At 66.7% G+C, this 13,303-nt stretch carries 8 protein-coding genes; 7 read left to right on the top strand and 1 reads right to left on the bottom strand.

The window, feature by feature from the left end:
- Window positions 1-2: 2 nt before the first annotated feature.
- The 3 genes from AC0KXH_RS09545 to AC0KXH_RS09535 are packed head-to-tail and all read left to right on the top strand — an operon-like array spanning window position 3 to window position 2,670.
- Window positions 3-911 carry a substrate-binding periplasmic protein gene (locus AC0KXH_RS09545; RefSeq protein WP_173425366.1) on the top strand — a complete coding sequence of 303 codons (909 nt, stop codon included), beginning with the start codon at window positions 3-5 and terminating at the stop codon, window positions 909-911.
- A gap of 31 nt (window positions 912-942) precedes the next feature.
- Window positions 943-1,692: a quinoprotein dehydrogenase-associated SoxYZ-like carrier gene (locus tag AC0KXH_RS09540; RefSeq protein ID WP_437270803.1), complete on the top strand. Its 750-nt coding sequence runs from the start codon at window positions 943-945 to the stop codon at window positions 1,690-1,692.
- Between the two features lie 48 nt (window positions 1,693-1,740).
- Complete coding sequence (locus AC0KXH_RS09535; protein WP_213150567.1) at window positions 1,741-2,670, top strand: quinoprotein relay system zinc metallohydrolase 1; 930 nt, start codon at window positions 1,741-1,743, stop codon at window positions 2,668-2,670.
- Window position 2,671: 1 nt separating this feature from the next.
- Here the strand turns inward: AC0KXH_RS09535 and murJ are convergent, their stop codons facing one another.
- Window positions 2,672-4,138 carry a murein biosynthesis integral membrane protein MurJ gene (murJ, locus tag AC0KXH_RS09530; RefSeq protein ID WP_041105478.1) on the bottom strand — a complete coding sequence of 489 codons (1,467 nt, stop codon included), beginning with the start codon at window positions 4,136-4,138 and terminating at the stop codon, window positions 2,672-2,674.
- 237 nt (window positions 4,139-4,375) lie between these two features.
- Between murJ and AC0KXH_RS09525 the strand changes: the two genes are divergently transcribed.
- The 4 genes from AC0KXH_RS09525 to AC0KXH_RS09510 are packed head-to-tail and all read left to right on the top strand — an operon-like array spanning window position 4,376 to window position 13,296.
- Window positions 4,376-5,617, top strand: a complete 1,242-nt coding sequence (locus AC0KXH_RS09525) for an MdtA/MuxA family multidrug efflux RND transporter periplasmic adaptor subunit (protein ID WP_488224573.1) — start codon at window positions 4,376-4,378, stop codon at window positions 5,615-5,617.
- On the top strand, window positions 5,614-8,691 hold the full coding sequence (locus AC0KXH_RS09520; protein ID WP_488224572.1) for an MdtB/MuxB family multidrug efflux RND transporter permease subunit: 3,078 nt from the start codon (window positions 5,614-5,616) through the stop codon (window positions 8,689-8,691). The genes AC0KXH_RS09525 and AC0KXH_RS09520 overlap by 4 nt, the downstream gene beginning before the upstream one ends.
- A gap of 28 nt (window positions 8,692-8,719) precedes the next feature.
- Window positions 8,720-11,824 carry an efflux RND transporter permease subunit gene (locus AC0KXH_RS09515; RefSeq protein ID WP_043220174.1) on the top strand — a complete coding sequence of 1,035 codons (3,105 nt, stop codon included), beginning with the start codon at window positions 8,720-8,722 and terminating at the stop codon, window positions 11,822-11,824.
- Entirely contained in the window at window positions 11,821-13,296 is a 1,476-nt protein-coding gene (locus tag AC0KXH_RS09510) for an efflux transporter outer membrane subunit (RefSeq protein WP_312764281.1), read from the top strand. Before AC0KXH_RS09515 ends, AC0KXH_RS09510 begins: the two co-directional genes overlap by 4 nt.
- Window positions 13,297-13,303 lie beyond the last annotated feature (7 nt).

Here is a 13,303-nt window from a genome sequence, read left to right as displayed (position 1 = left end):
CCATGCACCGGTTCCTGTTGCTGGTCTGGCTGATTCTGTCTTGCGCGATGATGCCGGCGCAGGCCGCGCAGGTCCGGTCGTACGACGATATCGTCGAATCTGGCGTGCTGAAGGTGGCGGTGTACGACAACTTCCCGCCTTACAGCTACAGGGCCGACGGCAAGCCTCGCGGTGTGGATGTCGATCTCGCCGCCAAGCTTGCCGAGGGCCTGGGTCTGAAGCTCGAGCTGCTCTGGGTGACCCCCGGCGAAACGCTCGATGACGACCTGCGCAACTTCATCTGGAAGGGGCATTACCTGCGCCGCGACGTGCTCGCCGACGTGATGCTGCGCGTACCCTACGACCGCGAGTTCTCCCTGCGGCGCAACGACGTCGGCGAGCTGGTCAACGAGCTGGTCGCCATGTTCGGCCCCTACCAACGTGAACGTTGGCAGATGGCCTATGACGACCGGCGGATGGATGACGTGCCGAGCGTCGCGGTGTTCCAGTACCACCCCATCGGGGTCGAGGTCGAGAGCGTGCCCTCGTTCTACATGACCTCGGTCTTCAACGGCCGGATGGCTGCCAATACCCATCATTACCCCACGCCGCGATTGGCCTTCGACGCGATGGTCAAGGGCGAGGTCGATGCCACCATGGCCATGCGCGGGGAAATCGATTGGTTGGTCGCCCAGGCCGCCGACAGCCACCTCAAGCTGGCCGAGAACGCCTATCCCAACATGGGCCGTCAGGCCTGGGATCTGGGCATGGCGGTACATGAATCCAACCGCCAGCTGGCCTACGCTCTGGAAGAGATACTCGAGCCGCTGGTCAACGACGGCGGTATGGAGCAGATCTACGCGGCCTACGGCATGCGCTACGAAAAACCCGAGCTGTACCAGCAAGGGCAGGGCGAGGTGGTCAATCGCTGAGTGCCGGTCGGGCGTCAAAAGGAGGCTGGAGATGCCGATGCGAACGCTGATGCTGACACTGCTGCTGTTGGGGCCGGCCTATCTGCAGGCCGGCGAGCCCGACCCCCTGCAATCGGTGATGTGGGAACACCACCATCGCAACCTGCTCAAGGGCGAACCCTACGTATTCGATGAGCGCGTGCGGGTGCAGCTGCCTCCCTTCGCCGAGGATGCGCGCCAGGTGCCGGTGCTGATCGACGCCCGCGAACTGAGCGAGGACGTGGTGCGCATCGAAGCCTGGGCCGATCTCAACCCGATCCCACGAATCTTCACCTTCGAGCCGGGCGAAAAGGCCTTGCCGCTGGTGGCGATCCGCATCCGCGTCGAGCAGGCGACCCCCGTGCGCGCCGCCGTGCTGACCCGCGACGGCGTCTGGCACATGGGCGGCGCCAAGGTCGATGCCGCTGGCGGCGGTTGCACGGCGCCCAGTGTGGTACGTGCACAACCAGGCTGGGAGGATCACCTGGGCGAGGTATTGGGCGGTCGCTTCCCGCGCGGCGACGCGAGCCGGCTGCGCATGCAGATCTCGCATCCGATGGACAATGGCCTGGTCGGCGGCATCCCCGAGTTCTTTCTGAATCAGGCGGTGCTGCGCGGCGCCGACGGCCAGCCGCTGGCCACCCTTGAACTGTATCCGGCGGTCGCCGAGAACCCGACCATCAGCCTCGAGCTCAAGACCGACGAGCCGGCGCAGCTCTGGTTGCGCGACAACAACGGCAACGAGTTCGAAGCCGCGCTCTGACGGGCGCGCACCTCAATCTTCCTACCGTTCCCCGCTTCGGGAGGCCCCATGCGCCTGATTCTTCTTGCCGTCGCGCTATGCCTCGGCGTTTCGGCCCATGCCGAACTTCGCTATCGACTCGAACCCCGCCAGATCGCCGAAGGCACCTGGCTGTTCGAGGGCAGTACGGAAAACTTCGAAAAGTCCAACGGCGCCAATATCGTCAACACCGCCTTCATCGTGACCGCCGAGGGCGTCGTGGTGATCGACACCGGGCCCTCGCGCCGCTATGGCGAAGAGATGCGCGAAGCCATCTCGCGGGTGACCGACAAGCCGGTGGTCAAGGTACTGCTGACCCACCATCACCCTGATCATGTCCTGGGCAACCAAGCCTTTGCCGATGTGCCCATCGCGGCGCTGGAGGGCACCACCGAACTGCTACGTGAGCAGGGCGATGCCATGGCCGAGAACATGTACCGCATGGTCGGCGACTGGATGCGCGGCACCGAGGTGGTGCTGCCGAGCGAAACCCTTACCCCCGGCGAGCTTCAGGTTGGCGACCACCGCCTGCAGTTGCTGGCCCTGCGCGGGCATACCGGCGCCGACCTGGCGGTATTCGATGAAACGACCGGCGTGTTGCTGGCTGGCGACATCGTCTTCTATCAGCGTGCCCTGACCACGCCGAACAGCCCGGGGCTGGATGTCTGGCTGGCCGACCTGAACACGCTGCAGGCGCTGCCCTTTAAACTGCTCGTGCCCGGCCACGGCCCGGTGAGCGACAACGCCCAGCCATTCGAACAGATGCGCGACTACCTGGGCTGGCTCGACGAGCTGATGAGAACGAGCGCCGAGCAGGGCGCCGAGATGGGAGAGGTGACCCAGGCGCCCATTCCGCCACGTTTCGCCGGCATCAGCCTGACCCGCTATGAGCTGATCCGCAGCGCCACGCACCTGTATCCGAAATACGAAGCGCAGGCGCTGAGCCGCGTCGACCAGTAGCTCAGGCGCGGCGCATCGACCAGTAGCTGCGCTTGAACAGGTCACGTTCGCCGAGCACCACGACGCCCACGGCAAAGGCGACCAGCACCAGGGAGATGTACAGGCACAGCTGCAGCAGCCCGTCCGGCTGGGGCGCATAGCGTAGCGCCAGCCCCAGTGCTCCGGCGGTCGCCAGCCAGCGCAGCAGCAAGGTCGCGCCCAGTGCACGCGGCACGGCGCGGTAGACGTACAAGCCCATCAGCAAGGCCTGCAATACCGCACCGCTGGCAAAGGCCGTCGCCAGCCCCTGGGCCCCGTGGCTGCGGTAGAGGATGGCGTCGAGCCCGATGGTCACGGCCGAGGCGATCAGCGTGATGACCAGGAACAACCGGGCCTGATTCTGTGCCAGCAACGCGCGCCCCCAGAGCAGCGCCAGGCCGAGCGCCGGCAGCCCGGCGGCATAGATGACCACCAGCGCGGCGGTCGCCTCGGTCTGCGCGGCGCCGAACTGGCCGCGCTCCAGAAGCACCGCCACCACCGCTTCGGGGAACGAGCAGAGCACCACGCTGGCCGGCACCAGAAACAGCAGGGTCGCCAACAGGCCCTTGCGAATCACCGCGGCGTGGCCGGCGTGGTCCTTGTCGTTCCAGCTGGAGGAAAACTGCGGGAAGAGCACCGACAGCACCGACATCGCATAGAGCGTCAGGGGAATGGTGACGATGCGGAAGGCGAACGACAGCATGGTGATGCTGCCTTCATCGAGAAACGAGGCGAACACCCGCTCGGCGAGGATGCATGCTTGCTGCGCACCGGCGGCGAGCAGCACCGGCGCGAAGGCCAGGCCGAATTCGCCGCCGCGGCCCTTTTCGACGGCCATCGCCTCGCCGCGCAGGTAGTGGATGCGCCGATGCTGCAGCACGATCAGCGCCAGCTGCGGCAGCAACATGCCGAGGAAGATCACCAGCCCGCTCGGCTCGAACAGCAAGATGCCGACGATGGCGCCGGCATTGAGCAGCACGGTGCGAGTCATCGGCATGATGAACACCTGGTCCATGTTCAGCAGCGCGCCCTGGCAGTAGAGCGTCGCCTGCACCGCAATCAGCAGGGCACCGAAGCAGAACACCAGTTGCCCGGCCTCGACCTGGGCGGGCGTCCAGCCAGGGGCGAGGGCGGTCAGTATCGGATAGCTGGCGAGCACGATCAGCCCGCTCGAGGCGATCCCCAGCAGCATCACGCGCCAGTAGAGCCAGCGGCTGACTGCCTCGAACAGGCCTTCCGACTGGCTGCGCAGCTTCTGCAGGTAAGGAATCATGGTGTCGCGCAGGGCCAGCCCGAGAAAGTTCTCGAAGAACAGGGGCAGCACCAGCGCGACAAAGATGAGGTCGGCCTGCCAGCTCAGGCCGAAGGCCCTGGCGATGAACAGGTCGCGAAGAAAACCGAGAAGAAAGCTGGCGACGGTAAGCGCCAGTATGACCAGTGATGCGTTCATTCCTTGATCCTGTGACAGGCCGTACTACGGGCCCAACTGGTATTTCGGCACGCTGGCGGCGCGATCGGACGACGCGCCACCAAGGGCAGGCGCTAGATAGACTGGCAGGCGCGGCCATGGTTCCGGCCGCAAGGCGCCCGGCCGACAACTTTCGATACTGTAAAAATGCCGTAAATCCGCTTTGCGAGAGCGCTGCGACTGCTTAAGGTTCAGGCTCCTTTCGCTGCGAACATCATCATGCCCGTCGTCCCCGCTTCCTCGTCTCCCCGTTTCCGCTGGTTGCTGCTCGCCGTCGCGGTGCTGGCCGCCGTGTCGCTGCTCTGGTGGCTCTGGCCCGACAGCAACGCCGAGCAGGCCCAGCGACCCGGTGGCCGGCCAGGCTTCGGCGCCTTCGGTGGCCCCGTGCCGGTACGCGTCACGCCGGTGCGCCAGGGTGATTTCGAGGTGTACTACAAGGCGCTGGGCACGGTTACGCCGCTCAATACCGTGAACGTGCGCAGCCGGGTGGCGGGCGAGCTGGTCGAGGTGCACTTCGAGGAGGGCCAGCGGGTCAAGGCGGGCGACCTGCTCGCGGTGATCGACCCGCGGCCTTATCGCGTGGCGCTGCAACAGGCCGAAGGCACGCTGCGGCAGAACCAGGCGCAGCTGAAAAATGCCCAGCTCGACCTGCAGCGCTACCAGGGCCTGTATGCCGAGGACAGCATCGCCAAGCAGACCCTCGATACCCAGGCAGCGCTGGTCAGCCAGTACCAGGGCACCCTGGCGGCCAACCAGGCGGCCGTGAACGAAGCCAAGCTCAACCTCGAATTCACCCAGATCCGCGCGCCGATCGGCGGGCGCCTGGGCTTGCGCCAGCTCGACCTCGGCAACCTGGTCGCGGCGAACGACACCATGCCGCTGGTAGTAATCACCCAGACCCAGCCGATGGCAGTCACCTTCACGCTGCCGGAAACCGATCTGCCGCCGGTGCTGACCCGCTTCCGCCAGGGCGAAGCCCTTGGCGTGCAGGCCTGGGATCGCGGCGAGCGCACCCTGTTCGGCGAGGGCGTGCTGGAGAGCATCGACAACCAGATCGACGTCACCACCGGCACCCTCAAGCTCAAGGCGCGCTTCGATAACGAGGCCGAGCTGCTGCTGCCCAACCAGTTCGTCAACGTGCGCCTGCGCGTGGAAACGCTCAAGGACGTGACGCTGATCCCCTCGGCTGCGCTGCAGTTCGGCTCGCGCGGCAACTTCGCCTATGTGGTCAACGCGGATAGCAAGGTCGAGCTGCGCAACGTCGAAGTCGGCCCGAGCAACGGCGAGCTGACGGTGATCACCGCAGGCCTGAAGCCCGACGAACGCGTCGTCATGGAAGGGACCGATCGGCTGCGTGACGGCAGCGAGGTCGAGGTCGTTGACCCGGCCACCATGGCGCGCGAGGCGGCCGACCAGCCGAAGGTCGGCGTCGAGGAAAAAGGGGAGCGCCCGGTTCGATGAACGTCTCGCGGCTGTTCATCCTGCGGCCGGTGGCGACGACCCTGACCATGGTCGCCATCCTCCTGGCCGGCCTGATCGCCTACAAGCTGCTGCCGGTGGCGGCGCTGCCGCAGGTCGATTACCCGACGATCCGCGTCATGACGCTCTATCCGGGCGCCAGCCCCGAAGTGATGACCAGCGCAGTCACGGCACCACTCGAGCGCCAGTTCGGGCAGATGCCGGGACTGACGCAGCTGTCTTCGAGCAGCTCCGGCGGCGCCTCGGTCATCACCCTGAGGTTCTCCCTGGATGTGGAGCTGGACGTGGCCGAGCAGGAGGTGCAGGCGGCGATCAATGCGGCAAACAACCTGCTCCCAAACGACCTGCCGGCGCCGCCCGTGTACAACAAGGTCAACCCGGCCGACACGCCGGTGATCACCCTGGCGATAACCTCCAGGACGCTGCCGCTGCCGCAACTGCACGACCTGGTCGATACGCGCATGGCGCAGAAGCTCGCGCAGATCAACGGCGTGGGGATGGTCAGCATCGCCGGCGGTCAGCGCCCGGCCGTGCGCATTCGCACCAATCCCGAGGCGCTGGCCGCCTATGGGTTGTCCCTGGCCGATGTGCGGCAGCTGATCAATCAGGCGAACGTCAACCAGCCCAAGGGCAACTTCGATGGCCCGACCCGCGTCTCGATGCTTGACGCCAACGATCAGCTCAAGTCGCCCGAGGAATACGCCGAGCTGATCCTGACCTACCAGAACGGCGCGGCGCTGCGCCTGAAGGACATCGCCAGCATCGTCGATGGTGCGGAGAACGAGCGCCTGGCCGCCTGGGCCAACCGTAGTCAGGCGGTGCTGCTGAATATCCAGCGCCAGCCGGGCGCCAACGTCATCGAAGTGGTCGAGCGCATCCAGGCACTGCTGCCGGAAGTCACCGCGAGCATGCCGGCGGGCCTGGACGTCACCATCCTCACCGACCGCACGCAGACCATCCGCGCCGCGGTCACCGACGTGCAGCACGAGCTGATCCTGGCGACCATCCTGGTGGTCGCGGTGACCTTTGTCTTCCTGAAGAAGCTTTCGGCCACGGTGATTCCCTCGATCGCGGTGCCGCTGTCGCTGGTCGGCACCTTTGCGGTGATGTACCTCTGCGGCTTCTCGCTGAACAATCTGACGCTCATGGCGCTGACCATCGCCACCGGCTTCGTCGTCGACGACGCCATCGTCATGCTGGAGAACATCGCCCGCCACGTGGAGGAGGGCGAGACACCGCTCAACGCGGCGCTCAAGGGCGCCAAGCAGATCGGCTTCACGCTGATCTCGCTGACCCTGTCGCTGATCGCCGTGCTGATTCCGCTGCTGTTCATGCAGGACGTGGTCGGACGCCTGTTCCGCGAGTTCGCAATCACCCTGGCCGTCGCCATTCTCTTGTCGCTGGTGGTCTCGCTGACACTGACGCCGATGATGTGCGCCAGGCTGCTCAAACCGCACAAGGCCAACGAGCACGGGCCGGATTGGGTCGAGCGGCTGATCGGCGGTTACGCGCGCTGGCTGGGCTGGGTGCTCGGCCACCAGACGCTGACGCTGCTGATCGCGCTGGCCACGCTGGCGCTGACCGTGGTGCTGTACCTGATGGTGCCCAAGGGCTTCTTCCCGGTGCAGGACACCGGCGTGATCCAGGGGATCAGCGAGGCGCCGCAATCGGTTTCGTTCCGCGAAATGAGCGAGCGCCAGCAGCGCCTGGCCGAGGTACTGCTGGCCGACCCGGACGTGGTCAGCCTGTCGTCCTACATCGGTGTCGACGGCGACAACGTCACGCTCAACAGCGGGCGCCTGCTGATCAACCTCAAGCCGCACGCCGAGCGCAGCGCCACGGCCAGCGAGATCATCGACCGTCTGCGTCCCGAGCTGGCGCGCATTCCGGGCATCGAGCTGTACCTGCAGCCGGTGCAGGACCTGTCGATCGAAGATCGTGTCAGCCGCACGCAGTTCCAGTTCAGCCTCGAGTCGCCCGACAGCGCGTTGCTCAACGAGTGGACGCCGCGCCTGGTCGAAGCGCTGCGCCAGCGGGCGGAACTGACCGACGTGGCCACCGATCTGCAAAGCGATGGCCTGCAGGTCTACCTGGACATCGACCGCGACGCCGCCGCGCGCCTGGGCATCGAGGTCTCGGCCATCACTGACGCGCTGTATGACGCCTTTGGCCAACGACAGATCTCGACCATCTTCACCCAGGCCAGCCAGTATCGCGTGGTGCTGGAAGTTGGGGCCGGCTCGCGGCTCGGCCCGCAGGCGCTCGAGCAACTGTTCGTCAAGAGCGGGGAGGGCGATCCGGTGCGGCTGTCGAGCCTGGCGCGGATCGAACAACGCTCGGCGCCCCTGTTGATCAATCACATCGGCCAGTTCCCGGCGGCGACGGTGTCGTTCAACCTCGCCGAAGGCATGTCGCTTGGCCACGCGGTCGAGGTGATCGAGCAGGTCGAACAGGAGATCGGCCTGCCGGCCGGTATCCAGACGCACTTCCAGGGTGCCGCCGAAGCCTTCCGCGCGTCGCTGTCGAGCACGCTGCTGCTGATTCTCGCCGCCGTGGTGACCATGTACATCGTGCTTGGCGTGCTCTACGAGAGCTACATCCACCCGATCACCATTCTTTCCACGCTGCCCTCGGCCGCCGTGGGCGCGCTGCTCGCCCTGCTGCTGACCGGCAACGATCTGGGGCTGATCGCGATCATCGGCATCATTTTGCTGATCGGCATCGTCAAGAAGAACGCGATCATGATGATCGACTTCGCCCTGGAGGCAGAACGTCACCAGGGCATGACGCCGGAGCAGGCGATCTACCGCGCCGCGCTGCTGCGTTTCCGGCCGATCCTGATGACCACCCTGGCGGCACTGTTCGGCGCCATTCCGCTGATGCTCGCCACCGGCTCCGGCGCCGAGCTACGCCAGCCGCTGGGCCTGGTGCTGGTCGGCGGCCTGTTGATGAGCCAGTTGCTGACGCTGTTCACCACGCCAGTGATCTACCTGTTCTTCGACCGCCTGGGCCAGCGCTGGCGGCGCCAGGCCGAACCGGCCGAGGCCGGCGCATGACTCGCGAGAGCCTGGACGAGGGCGGGCGATGAATCTTTCGGCGCCGTTCATCGCCCGCCCGGTAGCGACCATGCTGCTGAGCCTGGCGATCCTCCTGCTCGGTGGGGTGAGCTTCACCTTGCTACCGGTCTCGCCGCTGCCGAATATGGATTTCCCGGTGATCACGGTGCAGGCCAGCCTGCCCGGCGCCAGCCCGGAGATCATGGCGTCCAGCGTCGCAACGCCACTGGAGCGCTCGCTCGGCAGCATCGCCGGGGTCAGCCAGATGACCAGCCGCAGCAGCCAGGGCTCGACGCGGATCATCATCCAGTTCGACCTGAGCCGCGACATCAACGGTGCCGCCCGCGACGTGCAGGCGGCGATCAACGCCGCGCGCAACCTCCTGCCGAGCGGCATGCGCAGCATGCCCACCTACCGCAAGATCAACCCGTCGCAGGCGCCGATCATGGTGCTTTCGCTAACCTCCGAGGTGCTCGACAAGGGCCAGCTCTACGACATCGGCTCGACCATCCTCGCGCAGAAGCTGTCGCAGGTGCCCGGAGTTGGCGAGGTCCAGGTCGGCGGCAGCTCGCTGCCGGCCGTGCGCGTCGAGCTGCAGCCGCAGCAGCTCGAGCAGTACGGCGTGTCGCTCGACGAAGTGCGCCAGACCATCGCCAACGCCAACGTGCGGCGGCCCAAGGGCATGGTCGAGGATGACCACCGTCACTGGCAGGTGGCGGCCAACGACCAGCTGCACGAGGCCGCCGACTACACCCCGTTGATCATCCGCTATCAGGACGGCGCGGCACTGCGCCTGGGCGACGTGGCGCGCGTCAAGGATTCGGTCGAGGACCGCTACAACAGCGGTTTCTTCAACAACGAGCCGGCGGTGTTGCTGATCGTCAATCGCCAGGCCGGCGCCAACATCATCGAAACCATCGAGGGCATCCGCGCCGAACTGCCGGCGCTGCAGGCGATACTGCCGGGCAGCGTCGCGCTGGACGTGGCGATGGACCGCTCGCCGGTGATCCGCGCGACCCTGCACGAGGCCGAACGCACGCTGCTGATCGCCGTGGCACTGGTGATCCTGCTGGTGTTCCTGTTCCTCGGCAAACTGCGCACCGCGATGATTCCGGCCCTGGCGGTACCGGTGTCGCTGGTCGGCACCTTCGCCGTGATGTACCTGGCCGGCTTCTCGCTCAACACGCTGTCGCTGATGGCGCTGATCCTCGCCGCCGGCCTGGTGGTCGACGATGCCATCGTGGTGCTGGAGAACATCGCCCGGCACATCGACGACGGCGTGCCGCCGCTGCGCGCGGCCTACATCGGCACCCGCGAGGTGGGTTTCACGCTCTTGTCGATGAACGTCTCGCTGGTCGTGGTGTTCGTGTCGATCCTGTTCATGGGCGGGCTGGTGGAGCGGCTGTTCCGTGAGTTCAGCCTGACCCTGGCGGCGGCCATTCTGGTCTCGCTGCTGGTCTCGCTGACGCTCACGCCGATGCTCTGCGCCCGTTGGCTCAAGCGCCACGACCCACAGCACGACAGCCGCCTGCATGTCTGGAGCCACCGGCTGCACGAGCGGCTGGTCGGTTGGTACGACCGTTCCCTGGCCTGGGCGCTGCGCCACCGGCGGATCACCCTGCTCAGCCTGTTGGCGACCGTCGCGCTGAATGTTGTGCTCTACGTCCAGGTGCCGAAAACCTTTCTGCCGCAGCAGGACACCGGCCAGCTGACCGGCTTCATCCGCGGCGATGACGGCCTGTCGTTCCAGGTCATGCAGCCGAAAATGGAGGTGTTCCGCAAGGCGGTGCTGGCCGACCCGGCGGTGGAAAGCGTGGCCGGTTTCATCGGCGGGCAGGGCGGCATCAACAATGCCTTCATGATCGTGCGGCTCAAGCCGCTGGCCGAGCGGCACCTCTCGGCGCAGGAGGTGATCGAGCGCATCCGCCGCAACCAGCCAAAGGTGCCGGGCGGGCGCATGTTCCTCATGGCTGACCAGGATCTGCAGTTCGGCGGCGGGCGGCAGAGCAGCTCGGCGTACTCCTACTCGCTGCTGGCCGGCGACCTCGACGATCTGCGCACCTGGACGCCACGTGTCATCGCCGCGCTCAAGGCCTTGCCCGAGCTGACCAGCATCGACGCCAACGACGGCGAGGGCGCGCAGCAGATCACCCTGGTCGTGGACCGTGATGCGGCCAAGCGGCTGGGCATCGACATGAGCACCGTGACCACGCTGCTGAACAACGCCTTCAGCCAGCGACAGATCTCGACCATCTACGAGGCGCTGAACCAGTACCGCGTGGTGATGGAGCTCGACCCGGCCTATGCGCAGCACCCCGAGGTGCTCGACCAGGTCCATGTGATCACCGATGACGGCCAGCGCGTGCCCCTGTCGGCCTTCGCACGCTACGAGCGCAGCCTGGAAGAAGACCGCGTGCAGCACGACGGCCAGTTCGCCGCGGAGAATATCGACTTCGACCTCGCACCGGGCGTCAGCCTCGACCAGGCGACGCTGGCGATCGAACGCGCGGTGGCGGCCATCGGCCTGCCGAGCGAGGTGCAGGGGCGGCTGGGCGGCACCGGCGACGTGTTCAAGGCGGCGCAGGAAAGCCAGCCACTGATGATTCTCGGTGCACTGCTGCTGGTCTACATCGTGCTCGGCGTGCTCTACGAGAGTTACATCCACCCTCTGACGATCCTCTCGACACTGCCTTCGGCGGGCGTCGGCGCGCTGCTGGCGATCATTCTCACCGGCGAGCAGTTCAGCCTGATCTCGCTGCTCGGCCTGTTCCTGCTGATCGGCGTGGTGAAGAAGAACGCCATCCTGATGATCGATCTGGCCCTGCAGTTCGAGCGCAACGACGGCCTGGCACCGGCTGACTCGATCCACCGCGCCTGCCTGCTGCGCTTCCGGCCGATCCTGATGACCACCCTGGCCGCCATCCTCGGCGCCGTGCCGCTGCTGGTCGGCGGTAGCGAAGGCGCCGAAATGCGTCAGCCACTGGGCCTGGCGATCATCGGCGGCCTGGTGCTCAGCCAGATCCTCACGCTCTACACCACGCCGGTGGTCTACCTCTACCTCGACCGTCTGCGCCATCGCTTCAACCACTGGCGTGGAGTGCGTACCGACGCCGCCCTGGACAATCCGCTATGACCGTTTCCGCTCGACGTTTCCACCTGCGCCCACTGGCCATGCTCACCCTGGGACTGCTGCTGGGTGGCTGCACCCTTGGCCCCGACTACCAGCGGCCGGAGCTCGCGCTCGGCAGCGCGTTCAAGCAGGCCGAAGGCTGGAAGAGCGCCGCACCGGGCGATCTGCTCGCGCGCGGCCCCTGGTGGTCGCTCTATGGCGATGCCGAGCTCGATGCGCTGGTCGCTCGGCTCGAGTTGTCCAACCAGAACCTCGCCGCCGCCGAAGCGCAGTACCGCCAGGCCCGCGCCCTCGTGCGCAGCGCCCGTTCGCAGCTGTTCCCCAGCGTATCCGGCAGTGCATCGGCTACCCGCAGCGGGCAGGGTAGCGGGTCGCAGGGCACGACTGGCGCGAGCGGGATCAGCGAGAGCTACCAGCTGGGGCTGGATGCGGCCTGGGAGGTCGACCTGTGGGGGCGGCTGCGACGCAACCTCGAAGCCAGCCGTGCCGACATGCAGGCCAGCGCGGCCGATCTGGCCGCCCTGCGCCTGAGCCTGCAGGCCGAGCTGGTGCAGACCTACCTGCAGCTGCGGGTGATGGATGCCCAGCAGCGCCTGCTCGATCAGACGGTAGATGCCTACGCGCGCTCGCTGCGCCTGACGGAGAACCAGTACCGCGCCGGCATCGTGCCTAAGTCGGACGTGGCGCAGGCACGCACCCAGCTCAAGCAGACCCAGGCGCAGGCCATCGACCTGCAATGGCAACGTGCACAGTTCGAGCATGCCATTGCCGTGCTCGTCGGCGTGCCGCCCAGCGAACTCGACCTGGCGCGGCGCGAGGGCATTCCGCAGCTGCCGCAGTTGCCGGTGGCGCTGCCCTCGCAGCTGCTCGAACGCCGCCCGGACGTGGCCGCGGCCGAACGCAACGTGATGGCCGCCAACGCCGAGATCGGGATAGCCAAGACCGCCTGGTTTCCGGACCTGACGCTCTCGGCTTCCGGAGGTTACCGCAACAGTGCCTGGAGCAACCTGGTGGAGGTGCCCAACCGCTTCTGGTCGCTTGGCCCGCAGTTGGCGGTCACGCTGCTGGATTTCGGCGCGCGGCGCGCCGAAGTCGAACGCGCCGAAGCCGCCTACGACCAGACCGTGGCGAGCTATCGACAGACCGTGCTCGACGGCTTGCGCGAAGTGGAGGATGCGCTGGTGCAGCTGCGCGTGCTGGATGAGGAGGTTGGGGTACAGCGCGAGGCGCTGGAGTCGGCGCAGGAATCACTGCGCCTGATCGAAAACCAGTACCGCGCCGGAATGGTCGACTTCCTCAGCGTGGCGACCGTGCAGACCACCGCACTGAACAACGAGCGGACCCATCTGGGCCTGCTAGGGGATCGCCTGCTGGCCAGCGTTCAGCTGATCGCCGCGCTCGGCGGGGGCTGGGACAGCAGCCGGCTGGAGGACCCGGCGCTGACGACGGGCTCCAGCCAGGGGCAGACGCGGTAAGGCGGCT

Source organism: Stutzerimonas sp. CXK-1 (assembly GCF_057738225.1).
Note: the sequence above shows the minus strand (reverse complement) of the source record. Positions and strands in the feature narration are given on the sequence as shown.

What these genes read in the sequence shown, in the direction of transcription:
- AC0KXH_RS09545 (WP_173425366.1), top strand. Translation starts at nt 3, where the DNA reads ATGCACCGGTTCCTGTTGCTGGTCTGGCTGATTCTGTCTTGCGCGATG.
- AC0KXH_RS09540 (WP_437270803.1), top strand. Translation starts at nt 943, where the DNA reads ATGCCGATGCGAACGCTGATGCTGACACTGCTGCTGTTGGGGCCGGCC.
- AC0KXH_RS09535 (WP_213150567.1), top strand. Translation starts at nt 1,741, where the DNA reads ATGCGCCTGATTCTTCTTGCCGTCGCGCTATGCCTCGGCGTTTCGGCC.
- murJ (WP_041105478.1), bottom strand. Translation starts at nt 4,138, where the DNA reads ATGAACGCATCACTGGTCATACTGGCGCTTACCGTCGCCAGCTTTCTT.
- AC0KXH_RS09525 (WP_488224573.1), top strand. Translation starts at nt 4,376, where the DNA reads ATGCCCGTCGTCCCCGCTTCCTCGTCTCCCCGTTTCCGCTGGTTGCTG.
- AC0KXH_RS09520 (WP_488224572.1), top strand. Translation starts at nt 5,614, where the DNA reads ATGAACGTCTCGCGGCTGTTCATCCTGCGGCCGGTGGCGACGACCCTG.
- AC0KXH_RS09515 (WP_043220174.1), top strand. Translation starts at nt 8,720, where the DNA reads ATGAATCTTTCGGCGCCGTTCATCGCCCGCCCGGTAGCGACCATGCTG.
- AC0KXH_RS09510 (WP_312764281.1), top strand. Translation starts at nt 11,821, where the DNA reads ATGACCGTTTCCGCTCGACGTTTCCACCTGCGCCCACTGGCCATGCTC.